General features: G+C 72.7%; 20 protein-coding genes and 1 pseudogene. 14 read left to right on the top strand and 7 right to left on the bottom strand.

Annotated elements, in window-relative coordinates; translation table 11 throughout:
- Nucleotides 1-102: 102 nt before the first annotated feature.
- From ABZ862_RS27135 to cobT, 3 genes are all read left to right on the top strand, one after another.
- Complete coding sequence (locus ABZ862_RS27135; RefSeq protein ID WP_360963091.1) at nt 103-999, top strand: DUF2249 domain-containing protein; 897 nt, start codon at nt 103-105, stop codon at nt 997-999.
- A 68-nt stretch (nt 1000-1067) separates the two neighbouring features.
- Nucleotides 1068-1562, top strand: coding sequence for a hypothetical protein (locus tag ABZ862_RS27130; protein ID WP_360963088.1), 495 nt, complete (start codon nt 1068-1070; stop codon nt 1560-1562).
- Between the two features lie 461 nt (nt 1563-2023).
- A complete protein-coding gene (gene cobT / locus ABZ862_RS27125) occupies nt 2024-3148 on the top strand; it encodes a nicotinate-nucleotide--dimethylbenzimidazole phosphoribosyltransferase (RefSeq protein ID WP_360963085.1) in 1125 nt (374 codons plus the stop codon).
- 81 nt (nt 3149-3229) lie between these two features.
- On the opposite strand, the gene ABZ862_RS27120 is transcribed toward cobT, so the two are convergent.
- Entirely contained in the window at nt 3230-4729 is a 1500-nt protein-coding gene (locus ABZ862_RS27120) for a hypothetical protein (RefSeq protein WP_360963082.1), read from the bottom strand.
- Nucleotides 4730-5032: 303 nt separating this feature from the next.
- On the opposite strand from ABZ862_RS27120, the gene ABZ862_RS27115 reads away from it, so the two are divergent.
- The 3 genes from ABZ862_RS27115 to ABZ862_RS27105 all read left to right on the top strand — a co-directional run bounded on the left by ABZ862_RS27115 (nt 5033) and on the right by ABZ862_RS27105 (nt 7811).
- Entirely contained in the window at nt 5033-5872 is an 840-nt protein-coding gene (locus ABZ862_RS27115) for a CPBP family intramembrane glutamic endopeptidase (protein ID WP_360963263.1), read from the top strand.
- Nucleotides 5873-5943: 71 nt separating this feature from the next.
- On the top strand, nt 5944-7110 hold the full coding sequence (locus ABZ862_RS27110; RefSeq protein ID WP_360963260.1) for a histidine kinase: 1167 nt from the start codon (nt 5944-5946) through the stop codon (nt 7108-7110).
- 35 nt (nt 7111-7145) lie between these two features.
- Nucleotides 7146-7811: a response regulator transcription factor gene (locus tag ABZ862_RS27105; protein ID WP_360963079.1), complete on the top strand. Its 666-nt coding sequence runs from the start codon at nt 7146-7148 to the stop codon at nt 7809-7811.
- 18 nt (nt 7812-7829) lie between these two features.
- Here ABZ862_RS27105 and ABZ862_RS27100 read toward each other — a convergent pair whose 3' ends face one another.
- Together ABZ862_RS27100 and ABZ862_RS27095 are read right to left on the bottom strand one after the other, a co-directional pair.
- Nucleotides 7830-9863 (bottom strand): hypothetical protein, encoded by a 2034-nt coding sequence (locus ABZ862_RS27100; RefSeq protein WP_360963076.1) that lies wholly within the window; start codon nt 9861-9863, stop codon nt 7830-7832.
- Nucleotides 9860-15871: an ATP-binding protein gene (locus tag ABZ862_RS27095; protein WP_360963074.1), complete on the bottom strand. Its 6012-nt coding sequence runs from the start codon at nt 15869-15871 to the stop codon at nt 9860-9862. Before ABZ862_RS27095 ends, ABZ862_RS27100 begins: the two co-directional genes overlap by 4 nt.
- Nucleotides 15872-16100: 229 nt before the next feature.
- Here ABZ862_RS27095 and ABZ862_RS27090 point away from each other — a divergent pair, with 229 nt between their 5' ends.
- The 4 genes from ABZ862_RS27090 (at nt 16101) to ABZ862_RS27075 (ending at nt 20099) form a co-directional block, all read left to right on the top strand.
- Nucleotides 16101-16586, top strand: a complete 486-nt coding sequence (locus ABZ862_RS27090; protein WP_360963071.1) for an archease — start codon at nt 16101-16103, stop codon at nt 16584-16586.
- Between the two features lie 127 nt (nt 16587-16713).
- Nucleotides 16714-18144, top strand: a complete 1431-nt coding sequence (locus ABZ862_RS27085) for an RtcB family protein (RefSeq protein ID WP_360963068.1) — start codon at nt 16714-16716, stop codon at nt 18142-18144.
- 73 nt (nt 18145-18217) lie between these two features.
- Nucleotides 18218-19537 carry a phosphoribosyltransferase family protein gene (locus ABZ862_RS27080; protein WP_360963066.1) on the top strand — a complete coding sequence of 440 codons (1320 nt, stop codon included), beginning with the start codon at nt 18218-18220 and terminating at the stop codon, nt 19535-19537.
- A 166-nt stretch (nt 19538-19703) separates the two neighbouring features.
- Entirely contained in the window at nt 19704-20099 is a 396-nt protein-coding gene (locus ABZ862_RS27075) for a DUF6083 domain-containing protein (RefSeq protein WP_360963063.1), read from the top strand.
- A gap of 12 nt (nt 20100-20111) precedes the next feature.
- Here the strand turns inward: ABZ862_RS27075 and ABZ862_RS27070 are convergent.
- Together ABZ862_RS27070 and ABZ862_RS27065 are read right to left on the bottom strand one after the other, a co-directional pair.
- Nucleotides 20112-20234 (bottom strand): annotated as a pseudogene (locus tag ABZ862_RS27070) (VOC family protein); the annotation flags it as partial.
- Between the two features lie 70 nt (nt 20235-20304).
- Nucleotides 20305-21294, bottom strand: a complete 990-nt coding sequence (locus ABZ862_RS27065) for an alpha/beta hydrolase (protein ID WP_360963060.1) — start codon at nt 21292-21294, stop codon at nt 20305-20307.
- Nucleotides 21295-21768: 474 nt separating this feature from the next.
- Between ABZ862_RS27065 and ABZ862_RS27060 the strand changes: the two genes are divergently transcribed.
- Entirely contained in the window at nt 21769-22503 is a 735-nt protein-coding gene (locus ABZ862_RS27060) for a calcium-binding protein (RefSeq protein ID WP_360963058.1), read from the top strand.
- A 222-nt stretch (nt 22504-22725) separates the two neighbouring features.
- On the opposite strand, the gene ABZ862_RS27055 is transcribed toward ABZ862_RS27060, so the two are convergent.
- Nucleotides 22726-22899: a hypothetical protein gene (locus tag ABZ862_RS27055; protein WP_360963055.1), complete on the bottom strand. Its 174-nt coding sequence runs from the start codon at nt 22897-22899 to the stop codon at nt 22726-22728.
- Nucleotides 22900-23003: 104 nt separating this feature from the next.
- A complete protein-coding gene (locus tag ABZ862_RS27050) occupies nt 23004-23519 on the bottom strand; it encodes an ATP-binding protein (RefSeq protein ID WP_360963052.1) in 516 nt (171 codons plus the stop codon).
- Between the two features lie 160 nt (nt 23520-23679).
- Here ABZ862_RS27050 and ABZ862_RS27045 point away from each other — a divergent pair, with 160 nt between their 5' ends.
- The 3 genes from ABZ862_RS27045 to ABZ862_RS27035 all read left to right on the top strand — a co-directional run bounded on the left by ABZ862_RS27045 (nt 23680) and on the right by ABZ862_RS27035 (nt 25473).
- Nucleotides 23680-24555, top strand: a complete 876-nt coding sequence (locus ABZ862_RS27045) for a helix-turn-helix transcriptional regulator (protein WP_360963049.1) — start codon at nt 23680-23682, stop codon at nt 24553-24555.
- Nucleotides 24552-24749, top strand: a complete 198-nt coding sequence (locus tag ABZ862_RS27040; protein ID WP_360963046.1) for a DUF397 domain-containing protein — start codon at nt 24552-24554, stop codon at nt 24747-24749. The genes ABZ862_RS27045 and ABZ862_RS27040 overlap by 4 nt, the downstream gene beginning before the upstream one ends.
- A 127-nt stretch (nt 24750-24876) precedes the next feature.
- Nucleotides 24877-25473, top strand: a complete 597-nt coding sequence (locus ABZ862_RS27035; RefSeq protein WP_360963043.1) for a DUF429 domain-containing protein — start codon at nt 24877-24879, stop codon at nt 25471-25473.
- The last annotated feature ends 104 nt before the right edge of the window (nt 25474-25577 follow it).

The raw sequence follows: 25577 nt of genomic DNA, 5'->3' as shown, positions 1-25577 counted from the left end.
CGGGGAGTACGTCCCGCCTCCGCCCCTGCCCCCGCCGTCCCCGCCGCCCCTTCTGCCCGTCCTGCCGTGCCCGCACTTCCTGCCTGCTCGACCATGGGAGACATGACCGCCATGAGCGATCTCACGCTTGCCGCGAATCCGGTGGACGCGGCGGCGCTCGCCGCCGCCGAGGAACACCACGCGCACCTGGCCGGAGAACTGTCCGGCCGGGTGGCGACGCTGTTGGCGGCCGCCGCCCGGGACGCCGCCGCGGCCGACCGCATCCGCCGTGGCCTGGTCACCTTCTGCGACACCCAGCTCCTCCCGCACACCGCCGCCGAGGAGACCACGCTCTACGCCGCCGCCCGCCGCACCGCCGACGGCCGCCTGCTCATCGAGAGCCTGCTCGCCGCGCACACCCGGATCGCCGCCCTCGTCGACGCCCTGCGTGAGACCGGGACCCCGCTGACCGCCGCGTCCGACGCGCGGGCGCTCCAGGTACTCGTCGAGGAGCACGTGGCCGCGGAGAACGGGCTGGTCCTGCCGCTGCTCGCGGTGACACCCGGGGTGCGCCTGGCCGCGCTGCTGACGGACATGCACCGCGCGTTCGAGGAGGAGGCGCGCACGGCGGAGACCGCGCTGACCGAGGCGGCGCCTGCGGCCCGTACGGCCCCCGGGGCACCGGTCCCCGAGGCGTCGGTTCCCGCGGCACCGGTCCCCAGGGGGTCGGTGCCCGCGCCGAGGCCCGCCGGGGACGGCTGCGGCGGAGGCTGTACCTGCGGCGAGACGGAGGCGGACGTCCCCGAACTGGACGTACGCGAGATCCCGCACGCCCTGCGCCACGCCACGGTCTTCGGCGCCCTGGACGCCGTACCGGTCGGCCGCTCCCTGGTCCTCGTCGCCCCGCACGACCCGCAGCGGCTGCTCACCCAGATCGAGCAGCGCAGCCGCGGCCACTTCGCGGTGCAGTACCTCCAGCGCGGCCCGTCGGCCTGGCGCCTCCTGCTCAGCCACCGCTGACGCGCGACCCGCGCACCCCCGATCCTTCTCCTCCCTCCTCACCCCGACCGACCCTAGGAAGGCACCTCATGGACCGAACGCACCGGCGGATCGCGGCCCTGACCGGCATGGCGGGAGCCGCTCTGCTGGCCGCCGGCCCCGTCATGCTGCTGCGCGGCGCCACGGGCCGCAAGCAGATCCGTACCGAACTCGCCGCCCAGAAGATCGCGTTCCCCGAGCACGGACTGCCGCCGGAGCTCACCCCGTACGCGGGACGCACCGTGGACACCGGCCAGACGGCGTACGCGTACTCCGAGCTGATCAAGGACCACCTCAACCACGCCACCGGCGGCCGCACCTACTCCGAGATCAGCAACGAGCTGATGGCGGGCGGCGGTGAGGACGAGGAGAAGCTGACCGAGCTGCGCCAGACCGCGTTCATGGGCGAGACCCTGCGCGGCTCGCTGATGTCCGCGTACCAGGCATGGCACCTCACCACGCTGGTCATGGGCCTCGGCGGCCTGCTGACCGGCCTCGGCACGGCCCTGGTGGGCACGGCGCGGGCGCTGACGAAGGACAACTGAGCGACACCGCCGCACGAACCGGCGACCCGTGGCCGTCATGGTCACGCAGCCGGGTGAGCCACGTGGGTCAAGCAGGCCGCGCGGGCCGTTCGGGCTGTTCAGGCCGTTCGGCTCGTGCGGCCCGCGCGGGCCGTGTGGCAGGATGCGGGTGACGGACGCGGAGGAACTCCGGTGCGGGCCACAGGGCCCAACTCCGGGGCGGGCCCGCCACTGTGACCGGGGAGCCGCCTCCCCTCGTACGGCCACTGGCCGGCCGGTGTGAACCGGCTGCCGGGAAGGCCGGGAGGCCGGCGCCGCCGTCCGGACCGTACCGGCCGCCCGAGCGGCGCGGGACGGGCCGGACGCCGAGATCCGGGAGCCAGGACATTCCGCCCGTCCCGCGACCAGGCGGCCGTACCGGCCGTCCCGCGCGGTCCGTCACGGCGGCGTGGAGCCCCGCCGCACCCGGAAGGACTCCTGTCGTGACGCCGTCGCCCGGCTCCGATCCCGTACGTTCCCCCGCCCCCGCCACCCCCGGCGGCCTGCTGGCACGCACCCTCGCCGCGATCACCCCCGCCGACCCCGAGGCGTACGCCGCCGCCGAGGACCGTCAGAGCCGGCTCACCAAGCCGCCCGGCTCGCTCGGCCTGCTGGAGCAGGTGTCGGTCCGGCTCGCGGCGCTGTCGGGCCAGTGCCCGCCCCCGATGCCCGAACCGGCGGCGGTGGCGGTGTTCGCCGCCGACCACGGCGTGTACGCCCAGGGGGTCACCGTCTGGCCCCAGGAGGTGACGACGCAGATGGTCGCCAACTTCCTGGCCTCCGGAGCGGCCGTGAACGCCCTGGCCGCCGAGAACGGCGCGAGGGTGGTCGTGGTGGACGTGGGCGTGGCGACCCCCGCCCCCGACTGGCCGGTCGCCGCCCCGGACGCCCTGCTGCGCCGCCGGGTGCGCAACGGCACGGCGGACTTCACCGAGGGCCCCGCCATGACGCGGCAGGAGGCGACGCGGGCACTGGAAGCCGGTATCGAGGTGGCGGAACACCTGATCGCCGACGGACACCGCTGCCTGCTCACCGGCGACATGGGCATCGCGAACACGACCCCGTCGTCGGCCCTCATCGCCACGTTCACCGGCGCGGACCCGGTCGCCGTCACGGGACACGGCGCGGGCATCGACGACCTCACGCACCGCCGCAAGGTGGACGTGATCCGCAAGGCCCTCGCCCTGCACACCCCCGACCCGGCCGACCCGGTCGGCGTGCTGGCGGCGGTGGGCGGCCTGGAACACGCCGCGCTGGCGGGCTTCGTCCTCGGTGCCGCCGCACACCGGGTGCCCGTGATCCTGGACGGCGTGATCGCCACCTCCGCCGCCCTGGTGGCGGCGGCCCTGTCCCCGGCGTCGGTCGACGCCTGCATCGCCGGTCACCGCTCCGTGGAACCCGGCCACACCACCGCCCTGCGCCATCTCGGCCTCGACCCGCTGGTCGACCTGGGCCTGCGCCTGGGCGAGGGCACGGGCGCGGTCCTGGCCCTGCCGCTGGTGCGGTCGGCGGTACGGGCCCTGCGGGAGATGGCGACCTTCGAGTCGACCGGGGTCGCCGGGGGCTGAGCCCCGCCCGCACACCGGAGCACCCGGACGGGACGACCCGCCCGGGTGCTCCGGCGTCCGGTGCCCGGTCCCGGTCATGGTTCAGGGCGTGGGCCAGGTGAGGGCGTCGAGGGTGACGGTCCCGGTGCCGGGGGAGGCGTCGAGGCCGATGGCTCCGATGCTCGCGACGGACGGCACCGTCCACGTCACGGTCGTCCACCGGCCGGCGGGCAGGGCGACCGGACCGACCGACGTGGGGGAGTAGTTCTTGTCGCGGACGAAGGGCGTGACGGTGGTGCCGGACTGGGCGGCGTACACGTGGTAGGTGATGGTGGAACCGGGCTGTACGGCGCTGAGGTTCGTGCCGGTGCCGACGGCGGTGTGGCCGCCGGAGTTGAGGGTGAAGCGGAGGGCGTGGGTGCCCTCGTAGGCGAGGTCGGTGGTCACGGCGGGATTGGCGTTGCCGTAGTAGCCGGACCAGTTCTGCGTCGTGCCGTCCTCGAACCCGACCGTCACCCCGCTCGACGGCGGCGGTGTGGTCCCGCCGCCGCCCGTGCCGATCGCGGCCTGGAAGGCGGTGCCCTGGGTGGTGAGGGTGGTGCTGCCCTTGACCAGCGCGAAGTCGCCGTGGTCGGTGGCGGTGTAGATCATCGCGCCGGCGGGCGCGGGGCTGAGGGCGCGCAGGGTGGCGATGGCCTGGGTCGTCCACGTCGACAGGTAGGCCGTGTTGGCGCTCGTGTAGGCCTGTCCGGCGGAGTCGGCGTCGATGTTCCACTCGGAGATCAGGTAGTCCAGGGTGCGGCCGATCGTCGCGCTGACGATGTTCTCCACGTTGGTGACATGGGTCTGCCAGTTGGCGAGATGACTCGTGCAGGTGCTCTGCCACCCGCTCGCGGTGGTGTCGCAGACGTACTCGTGCCAGGACAGCAGGTCCGGCGCGGGCGAGGCGTTCGCCAGGAACGTGCCGATGTAGTCCGCGTAGGTGCCGTCCACCCGTGAGGTGTCCGGGCCCACGAACTGGTAGTCGGCGGACGGGTAGAGGGACTTCAGCGTCGGGATCACCGCGCTCCAGGAGGCGGCGTACGCCTCCGCGGTGGCGGACCCCAGATCGGGCTCGTTGCCGAACTCCAGATAGGCCGTGGAGTTCCCGAACACCTGGTGGACCAGGTCCAGCAGATGGCTGTCGGACGTCGTGATGTCGGCGTCGGTACGGCCGCCCCCGGGCCCGTGCAGGATGAGCACCGGAGCCGCGCCGACCGCCTGCACGCCCCGCAGCGCCGTCAGCAGCTGGGCGTCGGTGACGGCCGTGCCGTCGTCGAACGCCGACCGCAGCGGGACCCGCACCATCGGGGTGCCCCAGCCCCTGAACAGGGTCTGGGTCGCGGAGTCGGTGGCGAGATGGTCGGCACCGTCGAAGAACGACATGTTGACGCCGAGGAGGGGGTCGGAGGCGGTGGCGGCGGCCGTCCCGGGGGCCGCGGTGCCGGACGGCGCCAGCACGGCGAGCAGCGCGCTCGCGCCGAGCACCGCCGCGGACGCGAGCCCGGCGAGGGCCGACCGCCGACGGCGTCCCGGCGAACGGCCGGTACGGAAAACGGACATGGGTGACCTCCCGGTCGGTGGTGTGGGGATGCGCCACCGAGGCTGCGCGCCGCGACGGCGGCACGACAAGGCGGAACCCGGGAAGTTCGATCAACCAATCAACCGCGCACCAAACACGGCCCCGGCACCGGACCACCCGGACCGCCCGGGGGGGTCCGGACGGCTTGTGCGGCTCGTCCCCCGTGAGAGCTACACGCAAGTGCCCTCTGCGCGGTGACGATTCCCGGCCGCCGGATCCGTAGCGTTTCCCCTGGTCGCGGCGCTCCGGCCGCACAGAGGGAGGGAATTCTCATGATCTCGAGGCTGAGGCTGGTGTGGCAGCTCCTCGCCGTTGCCGCCATCGCGGCGGCGGGCAGCCAGGCGGTGGCCGCGGTGCAGGACAACGACCTCCTCACCCTCGTCCTGGGTCTGCTGACGGCCGTCCTCTCGGTGGCGGTCTACCGCTGGGTCGTACGGCGCACCGAGCACCGCCCGGTCACCGAAGCCGCCCGCGACGGCGCCGTGCCGGGCATCGTGCGCGGCACGCTGCTCGGAGCCGCGCTGTTCGGCGCCGTGATCGGGAACATCGCCTTCCTCGGCGACTACCACGTCGACGGCCTCGGCTCCCTCCCGGGCGCCACGGGACTGGTCGGCTTCATGGCCGCCGCCGCGGCCACCGAGGAACTCCTCTTCCGCGGCGTCCTGTTCAGGATCATCGAGGAACGCACCGGCACCTGGATCGCCCTGGTCCTGACCGGCACCCTGTTCGGCCTCTCCCACCTGCTCAACAAGGACGCCACCCTGTGGGGCGCCATAGCCATCGCCATCGAGGCCGGCGGCATGCTCACCGCCGGTTACGTCGCCACGCGCTCCCTGTGGCTGCCGATCGGCCTGCACTTCGGCTGGAACTTCGCCGAGTCCGGCATCTTCAGCACCGAGGTCTCCGGCAACGGCTCCACGCACGGCCTGCTGGACTCCTCGATGTCCGGCGCGAAGCTGATCACGGGCGGCTCGTTCGGGCCGGAGGGAAGCCTGTACTCGGTGCTGTTCGGGTTGCTGACGACGATCGCGTTCATGTGGCTGGCCCGCCGGCGCGGCACCGTCCTGCCCCGCCGCAGCCGCCGCACCGCCGAGACCCCCGCCGTCGCTACACTCCCCCGGTGAGCACACTGCGGCAGGCTCCGAAGCTGTGGAGCCTCTGGTCCGGCTCGAGTCGGGGAAACCGGTGGAACCGGCTGGACGTCACGGTCCGGGACCTCCCCCTGGGGCTCCTGATCCTCACCCTGGCGCTCCTGCCGTCGTTCCAGAGCCACGGCACCCGGCTCGGCGGCCTCACCCCCCGCCCCTACGACGCCCTGGCCGTCGCCGCGCTGGCCCTCGAATGCCTCCCGCTCGCCCTGCGCCGCAGCCGGCCCGCGCTCTGCCTCGCCCTGGTGTCGCTGGGGTTCGCCACCGACCAGCTGCGCGCCTACCACTCCGTCGCCGGTACGGCCCTGCCGATCGCCCTGCTGAGCGCGGGCGCCCACCTCGAACGGCACCGCCGTCCCACCGCCGCCGTCCTCTCCGCCGCGTACCTCGCGCTGGCGGTGGCGCTGTACCGGCTCGGAACGGGCGAACCGGCCGGCGAGTTCGTGACGTTCTACCTGGCGGTGGTCCTGCTCTGGGGCGCCGGGGCCTGGCTGCGCGGCACCCGCGCCGCGGAGGCCGAGCAGCGCCGCCGGGTCGCCGAGGACACCCGCACCGCCGAACGCGCCCGTATCGCCCGCGAGTTGCACGACGTGGTCACCCACCACGTGACCGCCATGGTGGTACAGGCGGAGGCCGCCCGCTATCTCACCGCCGCGCCCGACCGCCTCGACGAGTCCCTGACCGCCGTGACCGACACGGGCCGCAGGGCCATCACGGACCTGCGGCACCTCCTCGACCTCCTCAACCCCGACCACGGCACGGGGACTTCGTCCATGACGGTCCGGCACGAGGAGGGCGAGGCGAGGACCCCCGCCGTCGGCGGGCTCCTCACCCTCGTCGAACAGACCCGGCGGGCGGGCCAGCCCGTGGAGTTCACCGAGAACGGCACCCCGGCCGAATCCACCGGCAGCGCCGACCTGGTCGCCTACCGGGTCGTCCAGGAAGCCCTGACGAACGCCCTCAAGTACGCCCACGGCAGCCCCACTTCGGTCCAGGTGAGCCACGGGGCCCGCGACATCACCGTGGAGGTCAGCACGGACGGCCGCCCTCCGGGTACCGCGCCGCGGGCGTCCGCCTCCCCCGGCGGCGGCGGACGCGGCCTCGCCGGTCTGCGCGAGCGGGTCGACGTCCTCGGCGGCGACTTCAGCGCGGACCGGCGGACGGACGGCGGTTTCGTCGTACGGGCCCGCATCCCCGCGAGCAGCACGTCATGAGCCCGGCCGCCGACTCAGGGGGCGGGAGGCCGGCCGTGACCGCACCACCGATCCGTGTCCTCGTCTGCGACGACCAGATCCTGATCCGCACCGGCCTGGTGACCATCATCGGCGCCCAGCCGGACCTGGAGATCGCCGGCGAGTGCGGAGACGGCCGGACGGCGGTGGACCTCGCGCACGAACTCCGCCCGGACGTCGTGGTGATGGACGTCCGCATGCCGGTCCTCGACGGGATCGAGGCCACCCGCCGACTGGCCGGAGCCGGAGTCGAGAACCCGGTGAAGGTCCTGGTGGTGACCACCTTCAACCTCGACGAGTACGTCTACGAGGCCCTCCGGGCGGGCGCGAGCGGCTTCCTCCTCAAGGACGCCCCGCCCGCCCAGCTCCTGCACGGCATCCGCACGGTGGCCGCCGGAGCGGCCCTGCTGGACCCGGACGTCACCCGCCAGCTGGTCGGCCGCTACGCCGCCCGCATCCGCCCCGCCACCGGAGCCGCCCCGCCCGGCCTCCCCCTCACACCCCGCGAGCTGGAAGTCCTGCGGCTCATCGCGGGCGGCCTCTCCAACAGCGAGATCGCGGCCACGCTGCTGATCAGCCAGGAGACGGTGAAGACCTTCGTCTCCCGCATCCTCGCCAAACTCGACCTCCGGGACCGCGTCCAGGCGGTCGTCTACGCCTACCGGCAGGGCCTGGTGACCTGAGAACCTCGCCCGGCCCGCTCAGCGGCACAACTCCTTGATCAGCCGGTGCAGATGATCGCCGTCCAGCGGAATGCGGTGGGCCAGGAGATTACGGGTGTCGCGCAGGACCCGGAGATGGTGGCGTTCCACGGGGGTCAGGGTGATCGCGGAGTCACAGTGCGCCGCCCACATCGCGCCCAGTTCCAGGGTGTCGATGATCCTGGCGGGCGACTCGGCGGGGGCGTCGGCGTCACGGTGCGGACCGTACTCCTCCGCGAGCCGGGGGAGCGGGACACGGGCCCGGCGCCGTACCGTCGCGGCGAAGCGCTCACGGGCGTCGTCCAGCAGCGGCAGCAGCACGTGGTTCTGGGCGAGCCAGACCCGGGCGGCCACCACATGCCCGTGCCCCGGCCCTGGTTCGTGGCCGGGACCGAGGTCGAGGTCGAGGTCGTGGTGCGGGTGGGAGCGCAGCCTGCCGTCCCAGCTCTCCACGGCCCCCGCGTTCCAGGCGGCCAGCAGACTCTCGTCGGGGTGACGGCCCGGATTCCTCGTCGCCTCGGCGCGGCCGGGGTACGGGGCGGGCCCGGGACGGCCGGGGTGGCTGGGATGGCCAGGGTGGGGAACGGGTCCGGTGCGGCCGGGATGGGGAACGGGTCCGGTGCCGCTGAGATGTGCGGTGGGCCCGGTGCGCTGCGGGGGCGCCGTGCCGCCTGGGACCCGTTGCGGGGGCGCTGTGCCGTCCGGGATGCGCTGCGGGGGCGCGGCCTCGTCCGGGACGTGCTGCGGGTTGTCGGTTCCGCCGGAGGCGCCCGGCGGGTGCGCCGCGCCGGCCGCGTCGTCCGGGAGCGGGAGTACGGCCATCACCTCGCGGAGCGCGTCCGGCAGGGTTTCCAGACGGCCGTCCGTCCAGCGCGCGGCCAGCGCGGCGGCCACGTCGAGGAACGGGCCGCAGAGCTCCGTGACGGTCGCCTGCGTGACCGCTTCGAGCAGGTGCCGCCGGTCCACGTCGGAGTGCAGCGGCGGCCGGGACAGCGCCACCACCGTGGCGGTGTCCAGCCGGCCGACGGCACCCCACCACCAGTGCACCGCGATGTCCTCGCGCGCCAACTGGCCGGGCAGCCCGGCCGGTATGTCCTCGGTGCACGCCACGACCAGGGCACGCGGCCCCCGCGCGGGCGGCAGCCCGGCCTCCTTGCCGGTCGCCACCAGACGGCGCAGCAGATCGGCGGCGGCCGACGGCACCGGCTCGCGCCAGCCCCGTACGATCACGGGCCTGGTCTCGGCCGGATGACCCCGGCGGCCCCCGGCGAGGCGGACGAGCACATCGCCGGCGGTGTTGTCACCGGCGGCCCTCGTCAGCGCCGGACGGGCGGGATCGGCGAAGCCCGGCGCCACCTCCTTGGCCAGCCGTTCCAGCAGACCGGCCAGGGCCTCGGCGGGGGTGAGGGTGAGGACGGGAGGGGGCACGGCCCCGGGAAGCGGTCCGTCCGGGACGTCCGGCCCGTCAGTCCCGTCAGGTACGTCCGGCCCGTCAGGTCCGTCGGATTTCTCGCCGCCCGAGGCACCCGAGGCGCCCCAGGAACCCGAGGCGCCCCAGGAACCCTCGGCACCCTCGACATCCTCGAGCCCGTGGGGTCCCGCGGGATCCTCCCGTCCGTCCGGCACCGCCCCGGGAGGCGGAGGGCCCGCGGTGAACGGCGCGGGCACGACGGCCGCCAGATCCGGCAGGCCGTCGTCGTAGTCCAGGACCGGGGCGAGACCCGACCACCTCTCCCGCGCCGGGAAAGGGTCCGGGAACCGGGCCGAGGGCAGCGCGGGCGGCCGGAACGCGGCCCGCGGTGCCGCCGGGTCGTCGGCCGGAAGCAGGATGAAGTCGGCCAGTTCGTGCAGCACTTCGCCGAGCAGCCGCTCCGCCGCTCCGTCCGGCTCCGCCAGCAGGGTCCGCGGCAGCAGCCACAGGCAGCTGCGGCCGGCGTTCAGGTCGGCCAGCAGACGGCCCAGCCGGATCCTGACCCCGGGCAGCGTGGTCATCTCGCCGGCACCGCCCGTGCCGGCCCCCGTCACCGTGCTCACCGGCCCCGCACCGCCGTGCCCAGTGCGCGGAACGTGACCGGGTCCAGCGCGTACCCGTCCTCGTTGTCGTCCAGCACCCCGTGGTCGGCGAGCCGGTCGGTGAACCGGCGTACCTCGTCGAGCCCGAGATCGGTCGCCGCCGCGATGTCACCGCCGTTGCACCGCTCCCCGGGCTCCAGGTACTGCACCCACACCGTGAGCAGGTCCCGCACGTCCTCGTCGAGTCCGACCCGGTCCAGATGGTCGCGGGCCACGCTCTCCCGGGCGTACTGCGTCAGCGTCGCCTCCAGCGCCGCCTCCAGGGTGGCGCCGCCCCGGGTGGCGAGATCGACGGTGCGCTCGACGAGGCTGGGCCAGCCGCCGGTGGCCTCCATCAGCCGCCGCCGCTTGTCCGGGGTGTCGAACGGGCACTCCGGCCAGGCCCGCAGACTGTCGGTGTTCCACCGCTCCGGCCGCATCACCCGTACGGCCCGCTCGTCCCCGATGACCTCCCGCGCCCGCGGGCCGACCAGGGCGATCGCCGGACGCTGCGGCATCCCCTTGGCGCCGACGGTGTGCTGGTACAGCCGCTCCAGAGCCTGCCCGACGGTGTCGGGACCGCAGGGGCGCAGGTCGGCGACGACCACGCCGGGATCCTTGTCGCGGGTGGCACGCGTGGCACGGGTCAGGACGTCCACCAGGGTGTCCGGGTCCGCGGTGTGCACGGTGAGGGCGCGCGCGTCGGCGTAGGACCGGATGGCGGGCTCCACCAGCTCCGGCCCGTGCGCCCTGGTGAGGCAGACCAGGGTCAGACCGGCGCTCGTCGCCTCGTACAACTGCTGCTCGGTGAGCGGACTGTAACGGCTGATACCGGCGCGGTCGGTGCCCAGCAGGCGCCGCGAGAAACGTGGGTTGTAGTCGTAGGGGAGGCTGAACTCGGTCTGCCGCAGCTCCAGTTCGAGATCCTCACGGGTGCCGAGCATATGCACCACGTTGGGGCTGCGGACCGCGTAGTGACGCCGGTCGGCCTGCTGGATCAGCAGCCCGAGGCCCACCATCTCCTCCAGATAGATCTTCACGTCGCTGGCGGTCAGCCGACGGAACCCGTCGGGCCAGTTGCGCTTGGCCTCGCTGAGCAACTCGTCCGCGTCATAGCCGAGATGGAAGCCGTCGGCCTGGCTGCGCAGCGCGATCAGCAGCGCCAGCACCCGGTAGCGGTCCTCCAGGTTGATGGTCAGCCGCAGCCGCTCGGCGATGTGCCGGTGCACCTCGGGCGCCCCCGTCACCCCCCGGATGTCGTCCTCCGTGACGGTGACCGGCCACTGCGCCGACCCCAGCGGCTTCTCCCGCAGCGCGGTGACCAGCCGCTCGCAGAAGATCTGCACCAGGCACGCCTGGTAGTTGGTCGCCGCCAGCACCCGCCACACCAGCTCCGGGCGCTCGAAGCGGTACCCGAACGCCGCCATCGGCTCCACCACGAGACGCTGCGCCTCGGCCGGCTTGAGCGGGCCGATCAACTCCTCACCGCCGTGCGCCAGCGGCACGTTGGACAGCCGGCTGAAACGCTGCACCTGGTGCAGCCCGGCGAACACCACCTTGAAACGCCGGTCGGTGCTGTCCATCAGCCCCTTCAGCTGCGCCACGTTGGCGAACGTGCCCTCCCCACCGCTGCCCCGGACCGCCTTCGAGTCGGCGGTCAGGAAGGCGTCCGCCTCGTCGGCGAGGACCAGCACCCGCCGCTCACGGTTCTCCTCCAGCCAGCGCCGCACCTGCTCCAGCAGCACGTCGGGCGACACGGTCGTCGACACCTTCGGCCCCAGGACGCCGACCCGCCGCAACTCGGCCGCCAGCACCGGCCAGATGCGGTCGGCGGGCTCCGCCTCACCGACCCCGCGCGCCTTCAGATCCAGGTACACGGCCTTGCGGTCCGGCGTGGACGGGAAGTCGGCCTCGACGGTGCGCAGCAGCGCCGACTTGCCCAACTGCCGCCCGCCGTAGAGGAACAGCGCACCCAGCGGATCGGTCACGGTGGCCATCTCACGGGTACGGCCGTAGAACACCTCGGGCGGTACGAGTCCCGCCACGAACGGCGTGTACGGGTTGAAGCCGGTCCACGGCAGCGTCACCCGCTGCACGGCCCGGAACGACCGCGGCGAACGCGCCGCCACCCACCCGAACACGGCCGGGTCCACGACCAGGGCCTGCGGCACCGAGGTCCGGGCGTGCTGCGCCATGGCCCGCCGCCCGGTCAGCCCCAGCGGATACAGATAGAGGATGACGCACGCCCCGGTGTCACCGCGGTCCAGCAACTCCAGCGGGCTGCGCCCGCGTTGCTCGTCCGACACGACCAGCACGGTGTACGCGGTCGCGGCGGACCCGAGCTCGGCGACGTACCCCGGAACGCTCTCACCGGCCCGCACCTTGGCGGTCAGCCGGGAGATCCCCCGGACCTGACGGCCGTCGTCCCGCGTCGGCGGCCGCCCCTCGAGCCCGAGCAGCCGCAGCACGGTGGGCACGTGCTTCTGCCACTCCGCGCCCCGCGTGGACGGCTTGCTCAGCGCGTCCCAGGACTCGAGACCCGCCAACGCGCCCTCGGTGAGGGGCTGTCCGTCCGCGTAGTGCTCGGCCCACGGCAGCGCGGAGAAGCCCTGCTGCCCCGCCTTGACGGGGGAGACGGCGCTCAGCCCCGCGACGAACCGGTCCAGTTCCCCGCCCAGGTCGGCGCCGCTCCAGTCCGGCAGCGCGTCCCCCTTGCGCAGCAGCGCGAGGCACTCCTCCGCGGTGACGGTGTCACCGGCCTCCAGCAGACTGCTGATCCGCTTGTGGTCCTTCTCGGAGAGCGTCAGCGTCTCCAACTGCTCCCGCAGCCGCCGCACATACGCGTCGACCAGCGCCCGCAGGTCCTTCTCCAGCCGCCGGATCCCGTCGACGGCCGTCCGGAAGGCACCCTCGGGGACCGGCTGCTCCAACCGCTCCAGCCGACCGACGAGTTCACGCTCGTCCAGCTCGTCCAGACTCTGCTGGGTACGCAGTTCGGCGAGCAGCCCGGCCGCGATCCGGTGCGTCTCCGACCGGACGTTGGACCACCGCGCCCACTGGGCGTCGCGCAGCCCCCGCCACCCGGACGGCAGTGCCTGCGCCCCCTCGGCGGCCGCCGGCACGAGCCCCGCCTCCAGCGCCTCGACGAAGGCGTCGGCCAGATGCAGATCACCCCGCTGGGCGTAGGCGGTCACCACGGCCGGCACGTCCACCGGCTCCAGCAGCGAGGCGACGGCCCGGGTGAACCCGGGAGCGGTCGGGTCGGGTGCTCCGTCCGGGGTACGGGGCAGGTCGGGGGCGGCGAGCAGCGCCTCCGGTCCGGGCACGAACCCGGCGGCGCCGAGCGGCACGTCGGCGTCCGAGGCGACGGCCGCCTCCGTGTCGTCGTCGACGGCGAGGTCACCGTCGGCGGGCACGACGGGCCGTACGGGAACGGGCGGCCGGGAGACGGCCGACGGCAACTCCCCCTCCAGCCAGCGCCGCAGACACAGCAGGGCGGCACCCTCCACCCCCGGCAGGGGATCGAGCCCGCGCACCTGACCGAGGGCGTGGTTCAGCGCGGTCACGGTGTCGCCGCGCTCCTCCACCTCCGGCGCGGCCAGCGCGCGGGCCCGGGACAGCAGGGTGGCCACCTGCTCGATGCGGTTGAGCAGCGCCCGCTTGGCCTTGGCCTCGATCGGCTCCTTGGCCTGCTTGGGGGTGCGGATGGCGGCGTCGGCCTCCTCGATGATCCGCTCGGACGAGTCCCGCTTGCGGAACACCTGCCAGACCTCGTCCAGCACCGCCGCGTCCGCCTGCCCGGACGCCCAGTCGTGGACGACCTCCAGGGCGTGACCGAGGGGCTGATCGGGGCGCATCAGCAGGTTCTGCACCTGGGTGGCACGGGCGTACCCGATCTTGCGCCGCGGCAGCTCGACCCGCAACTGCCCGGCCTCCTCGGCGACCCCGGACCGGGTGAGGACCGGATCGGTGTCGTCGCCGGCGGGACGCAGCATGCCGGGATCCACCCGCTGGTACCGCCGCAGCACCTCACCGACGGCTTCGAGCAGTTGCCCCCACTCCCCGTCCAGCGCGGCGCAGGGATCCGTCTGCAACAGCAGATCGTTCGGCCACCCGACCACCAGCCCGGCCCGCGCGGAGGCCACGGCGGCCAGCACCAGCGCCGCCCGGTCGCTCTGCACCTTGTCGAGATCCGGCGTGAACCGGGTCATCACCGGCATGGCGTCCTCGGGCGTCACACAGGAGAAGGCGGCATCGGCGAACGCCAGACACTCGGCCCGGTGCGGCGGCTCGGCGGAGCCGACGGTCATCCAGTAGGCCTCCTGGAAACGCGCGGAACGGATGAACTGCTCCACGGGGGCGGGGGCGGGGGTGGGGGCGGTGGCGTCGGGGGTGGGGGAGTGCCAGGGGAGGTATGCCTCGGCGGGGGGTTCGGGGTCTGGCGCCTCTTCGTCTTCGTCTTCGGCGTCGGCGTCGTCTTTGGTTTCGGCTTCGGCTTCGAAGTCGGCGGCGGGCTCGGGCTCGGTCTCGGGTCCGGGCTCGATGTCGGCCTGCGGTACGACGCCGGGTTCCGGTTCGACGGCGAGGGCGGCGTCGGCCGCGGCCACACGGGCGGACGGCACGTCGCCACGAGGCCGGGGCAGCTCGACGGGGGCGTCGGGTACGGCGGCGGGTGTCTCCGGTGTGCCGGTCACGTCGACGACCGCAACGCTTCCGCCCTCGCCCGGCAGATCACCCGTGACGACGGCCGCCCCGCCCGAATCCACCGGACGCTCCCCGACCGCCACAGCCGTCACCACGTCCGTCTCGACCGGAGCCGGATCAGCCGGAGCCGGGACGATCGCAGCCGGGACGACCGGAGCCGGGACGGCGATGTCCGTCCCCAGCCCGGCGATCTCCGCATCGAGCGTCCGAAGGGTCACCCGCAGGGAGTCGAGATAGGCCCCACCCTCACCTCCCCCCTCCTCGGCCCGCCCGACGAGCGACAAGAGCCCTTCCCGCTGCTCCAGAAGCATGGCGAGCTGACGGCCACGCTGAGCCTGCCGCTCCTCCACGTCACGCAACTGCTCGACCACCGCTTCGAGTTCACCGAACCCGTCCTCAGTAGCCCACTCGCTCCCGGCCTGCCCGACAAGATCGGCGACCTGGCGCCGAGCAGGCGACCAGGCAGCGACCTGCTCGCGCACCTCAGGGGGCAGGTCGAACCCGCCGCCCACCCGCTCGATGGCCACCCCGAGAACGTCGACGAGCGCGGAGGCACGAGAACGCAGGTCCTGCAAAGCCCGCAACGCACCGGCGGCCCCCACCCCCTGCTCCTCCACCTGCTCCTGGTCCGGCTCCGCACCCTCACCCGGCATCACAGAACCCCCCGATTCATCCGCTCGCGCCCCCGGACCGCCCTGAGCGTCCTCCGAACCCTCCGCACCCTCAGTACAGCCGTCCTCCACACCCACCTGAACACCACCGCCACTCCCGCCGCCGTCACCGTCATCGTCACCACCGCCGTCATCACCACCGCCGTCACGGCACCCGGCGGCGTCGACCGTGAAGTCGTCCCCGGGACGCTCGGCGGCGTCCACCAGCCGTTCCCAGTGCCGCTCGGCGAGAGCCTGCCGGGGACCGGCGTCCCCCATGACCATGGAGTGCAGGGTGAGCCGGGCGAGCACCGGCGGCAGGGAGCCGATCACCGAGTCGAGGCTGTCGAGATCGGGTTCGAGCAGGACGTCCGCCGGGTAGCGGTCCCGGTGCCGCAGCAGAAGAGCGGCGAAGGCGGCCGCGGCGTCGGCGACCGGTTTGAGATCACGGATCTGGGCCCGCTGGAGCCAGGTACGGACGGAGCGCACCTCGCGGCGGTTGAACCGGAAACTGTCCCGGCGGAGCGAAAGCCCGGCCTGGAAGATCAACGGAGTCGGGATCCGCAGGAGTTGTTGGATCCGGCCGTCGTCGAGCCCTGTCAGCCAGGCCTTGAGCTCCCCACCTGCACTTGCCATGGCGAAAGGCTGCCAGAGCGGACCGCGTTGCGCAGCGGCTTGGAGAACCCCCTTGGGTTCGGAGTTATTTGCCGGTCCCGTACCGCCTGATCAATCAAACGCATATCTCGCCACCGACCAGATGTACGCATATCGGCCGCGCTCACCGCCCCGACCCCTGCCCCGCGCCCTGCCCCGACCCTCATGAGGCCGACGCGCAGGCACGCCCCCGTACCGCGACGATGGAGTGATGAAGCCGGAGAGCCCCGCACACCGCCCCACCCACCGCCCCGCGCCCCGCGCCGGGCATCGCGGGGTTCCGCACACCGCTGATCTGCGGGTGGAGGCGTGGGCCCCGACGCGTGAGGAGTGCCTGGCGCAGGCGGTGCGGGGGGTCTGCGAGTCGTTCCTGGACCTGACCGGCACGGTGACCGCAGGGACGGCTGGGGCACCCGGGGCGGCCCGGACGCGGCATGCCGAGCTGCGGGCGGCCCGGGACGAGGACCTCCTGACCGCCCTCCTCGAAGAGGTCGTGTTCTGGCTCGACACGGAGGACGAGGTGCCGCTGGAGGTGGAGCTGACGCCGGTCACCGGTGGCCTGCGCTGCGCCCTCAGGATGGCCGACGCGGGCGCGTTCCCCGTGACGGGAGCCGTACCGAAGGCGGTCACCCTGCACGAACTGGACGTCACCCGGGGCCCGGAAGGCTGGACGTGCTCGGTGACGCTCGACGTATGACCACCCGCCCCGCCCCGCTTCCCCACTTCACCACCGCACCACCGCACGGGACCGGCCGGGCTCCAGCGCGCGGGGCCGGGCCACTGACGATGTACTGGAGAGCAGTAGGCGTACCGGGGTGACGGCCATGGAGATCACACTGGCGGAGGAGACCCCGTTCCGGTTCCGTGTGGAGCGGCAGGGCGGGATGCGCGTGCCCGGGATCGTCTTCGCGACGCGTCCGCTCCTGCCGCAGGCCACCGGCGACAAGGCACTGGAGCAGGTCGCGAACGTGGCGACCCTGCCCGGCATCGTCCGCGCCTCGTACGCCATGCCCGACGTGCACTGGGGCTACGGCTTCCCGATCGGCGGCGTGGCGGCCACGGACATCGACGCGGGCGGGGTGATCTCGCCCGGCGGTGTCGGGTTCGACATCTCCTGCGGCGTACGGCTCCTCGCCGCCGACCTGGGCAGAGACGGCCTCGCCCACCGGCACCGGCTGCGGACGCTCATGGACATCCTCGGCGACACGATCCCGCGCGGCATGGGCCGTGGCGGGCTGTGGAAGCTGTCCGGACGCCCGCAGATGGAGAAACTGCTGACGGGCGGGGCCGCGTACGCCGTCGAGAGCGGCCACGGCGTGCCCCGCGACCTGGACCGCTGCGAGGACCGCGGCGCGCTCGCGGACGCGGATCCGTCCCAGGTCGGGCAGCGGGCCGTGGACCGGGGCCTGAACCAGGTGGGCAGCCTGGGCTCGGGCAACCACTTCCTGGAGGTCCAGGCCGTGGACCGGGTCTACGGCGCGGACACCGCGACCGCGTTCGGCCTGTACCCCGGCCAGGTGTGCGTGATGATCCACTGCGGCTCGCGCGGCCTCGGACACCAGGTGTGCACCGACCACGTACGCGTCATGGACCACTCGCTGCGCGCCTACGGCATCACCCTCCCCGACCGCCAGCTCGCCTGCGCCCCCGTCGTCTCGGCGCCGGGCCGCGACTACCTGGGCGCGATGGCGGCCGCGGCGAACTACGGCCGCGCCAACCGCCAGCTGCTCACCGAGGCGGTCCGCCACGCCTTCACGACCGCCGCCGGGGCGGTCCTGGACCTGGTGTACGACGTCTCCCACAACACCGCCAAGATCGAGACGCACGAGGTGGACGGCGTACCGCGCCGCCTGTGCGTCCACCGCAAGGGCGCCACCCTGGCCCTCCCGCCCCGCCACCCGGGCCTGCCGCCGGACCTCGCAGAGGCCGGACAGCCGGTCCTGGTCCCCGGCACCATGGGCACCGCCTCGTACGTGATGGTCGGCACCCCGGACAACGACGCGTTCGCGTCCGCCTGCCACGGCGCCGGCCGGGTCTGGAGCCGCCACCAGGCGCTGCGCCGGGTCAGGGGCGAGGACCTGCGCGACGACCTGGAGGCGCACGGCGTCGCCGTCCGCCCGTCCTCGTGGCGCGGCCTCGCCGAGGAGGCCCCGGACGCGTACAAGGACGTGGACGCGGTGGCGGCCGCCACCGAGGGCGCGGGCCTCGCGAGGCCGGTGGTACGGCTGGTACCGCTCGGCGTCGTCAAGGGCTGAACACAAGCTGATCGCGAGGGCACGCGAGGGGACGAACGACCCACGAAGTCGATGCGATGAGGAGGTCGGGACCGTGTTCTTCATGGACCGCCGTGACGCCGGCCGGCAACTGGCCGCCCGGCTGGAACATCTCAGGAACTCCGATGTGGTGGTGCTGGGCCTGCCCCGTGGCGGGGTCCCGGTCGCCGCGGAGGTCGCGAGGTCGCTGAACGCGCCGCTGGACGTCTGCCTGGTACGGAAACTGGGCGTGCCGTACCAGCCGGAGCTGGGGATGGGCGCGATCGGTGAGGGAGACGTCCGTGTCATCAACGACGAGGTGGTGATCACGGCGGGGGTCACGCCCGACGCCCTGGCCGAGGTCGAGGCCCGGGAGCGGACGGTCCTGGAGACCCGTGCGCGCCGCTACCGGCACGGCCGGGAACCGGTGCCGCTGGAGGGCCGTACGGTGCTGGTGGTCGACGACGGGGTGGCCACCGGCTCGACGGCACGCGCCGCCTGCCGGATCGCCCGCGCCAGGGGAGCGGCGCGGGTCGTCCTCGCGGTCCCGGTGGCGCCGTACGACTGGACCGAGCGCCTGGGCCAGGACGCGGACGACGTCGTATGCCCGTACACGCCCCGTGACTTCTACGCGATCGGCCAGTTCTACGCCGACTTCGCCCAGACGGAGGACGAGGAGGTCGTAGCCTGCCTGAGAGCCGCACGGACCCACCCGCGGGACACCCACCGGACGACCGGGACCGAGCAGGACCGCGAGACGGACGTACAAGCCGGTACGACCGTACTGCGCGGCCGGCTGACCGTACCCGAAGGCGCCGTCGGAGCCGTGCTCTTCGCCCACGGAAGCGGCAGCAGCCGCCACAGCCCGCGCAACCGCTTCGTGGCCGCCGGCCTGAACCGCGCCGGTCTGGCGACCCTCCTCTTCGACCTGCTGACCGAGGAGGAGGAGAGGGACCGGGCCAACGTCTTCGACACGGACCTGCTGGCCCGCCGCCTGGTGGACGCCACGGCCTGGCTGCGCGGACAGCCGGAGACCGGGGGCATGGCGGTCGGCTACTTCGGCGCGAGCACGGGCGCGGCGGCGGCGCTGTGGGCGGCGGCGGAGCCGGACACGGGGATCGCGGCGGTGGTCTCCCGGGGCGGCCGCCCCGACCTGGCGGGCCCCCGCCTGCCCGCCGTCCCGTCCCCGACACTGCTGATCGTCGGCAGCCACGACCACCTGGTCCTGGACCTCAACCGGGAGGCGCAGTCCCGCCTGCGCTGCGAGAACCGCCTGGAGATCGTCCCCGGCGCCACCCACCTCTTCGAGGAACCCGGCACCCTGGAACAGGTCACCGACCTGGCCAGGGACTGGTTCACCGACCACATGGCCCCGATCCCGCACAGGGTGGGCTGAGTCCGCCGGAACCCGGCTCCGTCGCATATCGGCCGCGTACCGGCAGCCTTTGGATGCTGACTGCACCTACCGCGTCGTGTTCAGGCCCGCTGATGAGCAACTGCCCCGTCCTTCCCGTCCGGTTCGCGCTCTACGCAGGTGCCGTCCGGTTACCGAACCTCACCCTATGAGGCATGGGGAAGAAGGGCCGCGGCGGCTGAACGGGGGGCAGTCGTGCTGCCCGTACTGCGGGCTGCCGCAGGACCGGGTGGCGACCCTCGAGTACGACTGGGTGCTGCTGGAGCCGGACATGACGCCGTTGGCCCACCTGGTGCCGGCGGAGCACCGCTGGATCGTCCTGTCGGACGGACGCGTCACCGTCTACGGAGTGTGTCCGCCCGACCCGTATCAGCGCTGCCGCGTCGAACACCGCCTGGCGTGCTCGGCGCAGCCGCTGCCGGATCTCTGGCCATGGCTGACGACCCTCCGCGCCGAGAACGCCCGCCGCGCGGAGCGCCGGTCGGCTCCGGAACCGCCGCCGCAGCCACCGCGGCTCCCGGACCGGTGGCCGGATGCCGGATGACGGCTGCCGGCCGGGGCCGACACAGGTGGTCAGGCCGGTGCTGTAGGCGTTCCGGCCGAGAGCCCGAGCCCGGAACCGGCCGACCGCCGAGGGACCAACAGCCTTGATGTTCATCGGCACAGGCCGCAGCGCCATGCCGATGATCCTGGACACCCGCTCCGGACGCGCCTGTGGGCGTGCGCCCGCGGACGTGCGTGGGCGGACGTCAGACGGCAGGCAGAGCGGAGAGCCAGCCGGTCAGGAGCCGATTGACCTCGGCGGGGCGCTCCTGCTGGATCCAGTGGCCGCATCCGTCGAGGACATGGGAGGAGACCAGCCCCGGAAGCGTGACCGGAAAGGCGTCGATCGCGTCGGCCAGCCAGGTGGTGGAGGCGTCCAGAGCGCCACCGATGAACAGCGACGGCTGCGTGACGGGGGCGCCGTCGAGAGCGGCGAGGTCCTCCCAGTCGCGGTCCATGTTCCGGTACCGGTTCAGCGACCCGGTGAGACCGGCGCGTTCGAACTCGCCGGCGTAGAAGTCGAGGTCCTCCTCACCGAGCCACCCGGGCACCCGCCCGACGGGAAACCGGTCGCGCAGGGTCCCGCCCTCGCTGACGAAGTGCGGGTCCGGCGCACCGCCCCCGGGCATGGTGTCGGCGGACAGAGCCGCGTAGAAGCCCGCGAGCCAGCCGCGTACGTCCGGCTCGATCTCGGCCTCGGCCCGGCCGGGCTCCTGGAAGTACGAGACGTAGAACTCCTCGTCCCCGCCACCCATCCGGGCGAAGACGTCCCTCGGCCGCGGCCCGCCGCGCGGGGCGTAGGGAACGCTCAGCAGCCCCACCGCACGGAAGACCTCCGGCCTCAGCAGCGCGGAGTTCGCCGCGATGGCGGCGCCCCAGTCGTGCCCGACGACCACGGCCGACTCCTCGCCCAGGGCACGCACGACGGCGACGTTGTCCGCCACCAGCTCCGTCATCCTGTACGCATCCTTCGCGCCCGGCTTGCTGGAGCGCCCGTAGCCGCGTACATCGACGGCGACCGCCCGGTACCCCGCCGCCGCGAGGACCGGCAGCTGATGCCGCCACGAGTACCAGGACTCCGGAAACCCGTGGACGAGCAGCACCAGCGGCCCGTCCCCCTGCTCGACGAGATGCACCCGGCCCCCGCCCGGCGTGACGACCGACCGGTGCGTGAACTGCGAGCTGTGCTGTGCCATACGTCGCCTCCGGAACCGTGTGCCGTCACCACTGCCGAGCCTCACCGAAACCGGCCTGACCTGCCGCTCCACGGGCTCCACGACGATCCTGCGCACCCCGGCCCGGAGAAGCCGAACCGTTTTGCCGAACCGGCAAACCGAACCTGCGGCCCTGACGCCGAGGAGCACGGCGACGACTCGGAGAACTGCGACGACTCGGCGGACGCGGACGCCTGACGCTCCATCCGTCCGAGGACAACGGAGCGAACAAGGTCTCCGAAGTGCATGTTTTCAATTCCATCACAAGATCACCATGAGGGCTGCACAAGGTGTGACCTTCTGTGAAACTCACTGTTCACCACCTGACCTACGGCACGTGACGCTCCCTCAACCGCACATCCGGCAGCTGAGGGAGGACCGCGCCGACGAGGTTGCTTGTAAGGCCACCGGCGCACTTCGGTGCGCGCGGTGACCTGGAAGAAAGAGAGACACCACATGGGCAAGCGCGTAGCGCTGTCTGTCGCCGCCGCGCTCGGCGTCATCGGCCTCGCGGCTCCGGCGGCTTACGCCGACGGAGGCTATGGCGACACCGAGATCCTGGGCGCGACCGTCAACAACGGTTCCAGCGTCGTCGTCGGCACCACGTACGCGAAGTCGTTCGACGTGACGATCTACGCCTACGACGACTGGGGCCTGCTGTCGGCGGACACCACTCTGGAAGGCCCCGGCTACGGGTACGCCAACGACACGACCTACTGCGAGAGCGACAGCGAGTGCACGCACTCGTTCACCTTCGACCCGCGGGTCGACCTGGACAACAGCATGGCCGGTACCTGGTACGTCGGTTCCTGGGTGGACGCTCTCGATGACGACTACCGGTGGGACGAGCGCATCGACAGCTTCCGCCTCAAGCGCGCGAGCACGCTGACGACGAACGCGTCCCCGGAACCGGTGACCAAGAACAAGACGCTCACCGTAACGGGCGTGCTCAAGCGCGCGAGCTGGGACGACTACCAGTACCACGGCTACACCAGTCAGCCCGTGAAGCTCCAGTTCCGCAAGAAGGGTACGAGCACCTACACCACCGTGAAGACGGTGAACACCGGCAGCGGCGGTGCCCTGAAGACCACGGTCACCGCCACCGCCGACGGTTACTGGCGGTGGAACTTCGCGGGCACCACGACCACCTCCGCCAAGACCTCCACCAGCGACTACGTCGACGTGCGGTAACCGAGCCCCGGCGGCTCCGGCGCTCGCGCACGCCGAGGCGGTAACGCTCCCCAGGAGCCGGATCCCCGCCTCGGCCGGCGAACCGGAACACGGCAGCCCGGGCGACGAGCCGCTGCCCGGCCCTGTCATCGCATCGGAACACCTGGCCCGGCAAGGCGGAGAGCGACTTCGCCGACGTCCCCGCCGAGCGGCCCCGACGCAGCACCAGGAGCTCACCTCCTGCTACCTGCTCACCCTGATCGCTGCGTACTTCTGCTGGACCGCACTGGCCATCCGGCCGTCCGGACCCTGGGACGACGACGCATACGCCGGCATCGTGCTGTCCTGCGTCCTCACCATCACTGCGGCGGGCGCGGCGGCGGTGTTGTGGCTGCTTCCGCCGATACGTCGGGTCATGCGGTGGTGGTGGGTAGGACCGGCCCTGCTCCTCGGAGGGGTCGCGGCGGTGCGGTGGGTGACCGGGGGCTGAGCCCGCCACACTGCCCATGGCTCCCGCCCTGTCACCCCACGCAGGGAACAGAGTGAACGGGTCCCGGCCTCGAAGCGCCACCATCAGCGAGGTCGATGACCGCCCAGACGGTCTTCCCGGACGGCGGACGCGGCACGGTGCCCCAACGCGCCGCAAGCGACTGGACGATGAGCAGCCCGCGGCCGTGCTCGTCCCAGGGCTGGTTGCGCGTATCCGGATGGGGCGCCAGCTCACCGCGGCTGTCGGCGACTTCGATGCGCAGCGAGACGGACGCCCCGCCCGCCGCTGCCGTCAGGGCGAGGCTGAGGAGAAAGCCCCGCCCGGGCAGCCGCCCATGCACAACGGCGTTGGTACTGAGTTCCGCAACAACCAGGGCAGCGTCGGCCACACCCTCACCGTCCCGATCCCAGCCCCAGTCGACGAGTTGCTGCACGGCGAGCAGCCGGGCGAGGCGGGCTCCGCGTTCGGTGGAACTGAACTGCTGCCTGAAGAAGAGGCAGCCGGCCGGCGAGCTGTGCTCACGAGCGGGTGAGATTTCCGACTTCATGTGACAGAGCGTGCCCGGACGACTTTACGCTGGCCAGCACCGAAATCGGTACGGAGAGTGCCCGTACCGACACGGAAGGTCGCCCGTCGGAGGCGTCGGGCGCAACCGGACAGACCTACGACCGAAGGGCGGTGTCCCGGTGACGGACAGGACCACGGGTATGGGTGCGGACGTCGACCGCACCGGCGAACAGCGACCGGAGCCCCCGGACGACGGGGACGGCATGACGGACCTGAACCGCGCGATCGGGAGACAGATCAAACTGCTGCGCGAACGCGCGGGTTGGACCCAGCGGGAACTGGCGGACCGCCTCGGCTACGGCGAGGACCTGATCTCCTCCATCGAACGAGGCCGCCGGACACCGCAACCGGAGTTCCTGGACGCGGTGGACGACCTCCTGGACGCCCGCGGCCTGCTGAAGGCGACCAAGGAGGACGTGGCAAGGGCGAAGGCCAAGGCACGAGTTCGGCACCCGGCATGGTTCAGGGACTACGCACGGCTGGAGTCGGAGGCGGTGGAGGTCAACGACTACAGCAGCCACGACATCCCGGGCCTCTTCCAGACGGAACGGCGAGCGCGGGCCCTCTACGAAATGCGGAAGCCGCTGCTCGACGAGGAGACGATCGAACGCCGGGTCGCCTCTCGGCTCCACCGCCAGACGATCCTCACCTGTTGGCCTCCGCCTATGGTGACTGCCGTGATCGAGGAAGCCGCCCTGCGCCGGCCACTGGGAGGCTGGGAGGTGCACAAGGAGCAGCTGGAACAACTGGTGCGACTCGGCCGGTTGCGCAACGTAGAGCTTCAGGTGATGCCGGCCGACAGGAGCGAGCATGCGGGAATGGGAGGGGCGTTCATCCTCCTGACTCCCAAGGGGAAGCCGCAGGTCGGGTACACGGAGGTCCAGAACAGCGCAAGACTGGCGACGGATGTCGAGGAGGTCCGTATTCTGGCCGCACGCTACAGCACCCTCAGAGCTCAGGCACTCACGCCGTGTGAGTCCCTGGAGCTGATCGAAAGGATGCAGACGGACCGATGACCACCGAGGACTCCGCACGACTCGCCTGGTTCAAGAGCACCTACAGTGGCAACGAGGGCGGCGCCTGCCTGGAACTCGCCACCACACCGAACGCCGTCCACGTGCGGGACTCCAAGAAACCGACCCGAGCCCAGATCGTCTTCACCCGGCAGAGCTGGGCGGCGTTCGCAGGCTTCACGGGACGACCCCGATAATCGGGGCGATGGCCCGTACCCCGGATGGGAACGGCGGCGACCGACAGTTCCCGGAACCGTGGGCGCCGCTACGTCGCGCCTTCGGTTTCCGCTCCGGCGTGGGCTCGTGCGCGAGGGATGGAGGGCGATGAACGTCCTTGGGATCGACGCCTGCGGTAAGCAGGGGTGGGTCGGGATCAGGCTCACGGACGGCGTGTACGCGGGCAGCCTGGTGGATGTCCGGCTCGAGAAACTGATCGAGCGCGCCGCCGAGGTGGACGCGATCGCAGTGGACATGCCGTTGGGCCTGGTGGAGAAAGGCTGGCGGGCAGCGGATCTTGCGGCCAAGGCACTGCTCGGGGTGCGGCGCAGCAGCGTCTTCCTCGTGGCGCCAAGGACGGCGTGGCAGGAACAGGACTACGTGGCAGCCGCCGACCGATGCCAGGAGCTCACCGGCAATCGGCTGAGCCGGCAGGCGTGGGCGCTGAAACCGAAGATGTCCGAGGCGCGGGCGTGTTGGCTCGCCGACGAGCGGATCCACGAGGTGCACCCTGAGGTGTCCTTCTGCACCTTGGCTGCCGGAGTGCCCCTGGCCTACGCCAAGAAGACGTGGCGCGGCGAGGCCCTGCGCCGCTCTCTGCTGGCCGAGGCCGGCATCGTCCTACCGGACGAGCTCGGCGAGGCGAACCGTATCCCCGTGAAGCCCCGCCAACTTGATTTCCGCTGTTCACGAGGGCTGGCGTGATGTTGTGGAGGGGTCCTCGGGCTGGTGGCGGGCAGGAGTCCGCCGTCTTGATCGTCCGGCACCGGTCATGGGCGGTCTGTCCGTTTCCAGGTCACGAGGCGGGG

It is taken from the genome of Streptomyces sp. NPDC047000 (genome assembly GCF_040644295.1).
Lineage (GTDB): Bacteria > Actinomycetota > Actinomycetes > Streptomycetales > Streptomycetaceae > Streptomyces.
Note: the sequence above shows the minus strand (reverse complement) of the source record. Positions and strands in the feature narration are given on the sequence as shown.

What these genes read in the sequence shown, in the direction of transcription:
- ABZ862_RS27135 (WP_360963091.1), top strand. Translation starts at nt 103, where the DNA reads ATGACCGCCATGAGCGATCTCACGCTTGCCGCGAATCCGGTGGACGCG.
- ABZ862_RS27130 (WP_360963088.1), top strand. Translation starts at nt 1,068, where the DNA reads ATGGACCGAACGCACCGGCGGATCGCGGCCCTGACCGGCATGGCGGGA.
- ABZ862_RS27120 (WP_360963082.1), bottom strand. Translation starts at nt 4,729, where the DNA reads ATGTCCGTTTTCCGTACCGGCCGTTCGCCGGGACGCCGTCGGCGGTCG.
- ABZ862_RS27095 (WP_360963074.1), bottom strand. Translation starts at nt 15,871, where the DNA reads ATGGCAAGTGCAGGTGGGGAGCTCAAGGCCTGGCTGACAGGGCTCGAC.
- ABZ862_RS27090 (WP_360963071.1), top strand. Translation starts at nt 16,101, where the DNA reads ATGAAGCCGGAGAGCCCCGCACACCGCCCCACCCACCGCCCCGCGCCC.
- ABZ862_RS27085 (WP_360963068.1), top strand. Translation starts at nt 16,714, where the DNA reads ATGGAGATCACACTGGCGGAGGAGACCCCGTTCCGGTTCCGTGTGGAG.
- ABZ862_RS27075 (WP_360963063.1), top strand. Translation starts at nt 19,704, where the DNA reads ATGAGGCATGGGGAAGAAGGGCCGCGGCGGCTGAACGGGGGGCAGTCG.
- ABZ862_RS27065 (WP_360963060.1), bottom strand. Translation starts at nt 21,294, where the DNA reads ATGGCACAGCACAGCTCGCAGTTCACGCACCGGTCGGTCGTCACGCCG.
- ABZ862_RS27060 (WP_360963058.1), top strand. Translation starts at nt 21,769, where the DNA reads ATGGGCAAGCGCGTAGCGCTGTCTGTCGCCGCCGCGCTCGGCGTCATC.
- ABZ862_RS27055 (WP_360963055.1), bottom strand. Translation starts at nt 22,899, where the DNA reads ATGACCCGACGTATCGGCGGAAGCAGCCACAACACCGCCGCCGCGCCC.
- ABZ862_RS27050 (WP_360963052.1), bottom strand. Translation starts at nt 23,519, where the DNA reads ATGAAGTCGGAAATCTCACCCGCTCGTGAGCACAGCTCGCCGGCCGGC.
- ABZ862_RS27045 (WP_360963049.1), top strand. Translation starts at nt 23,680, where the DNA reads ATGGGTGCGGACGTCGACCGCACCGGCGAACAGCGACCGGAGCCCCCG.
- ABZ862_RS27040 (WP_360963046.1), top strand. Translation starts at nt 24,552, where the DNA reads ATGACCACCGAGGACTCCGCACGACTCGCCTGGTTCAAGAGCACCTAC.
- ABZ862_RS27035 (WP_360963043.1), top strand. Translation starts at nt 24,877, where the DNA reads ATGAACGTCCTTGGGATCGACGCCTGCGGTAAGCAGGGGTGGGTCGGG.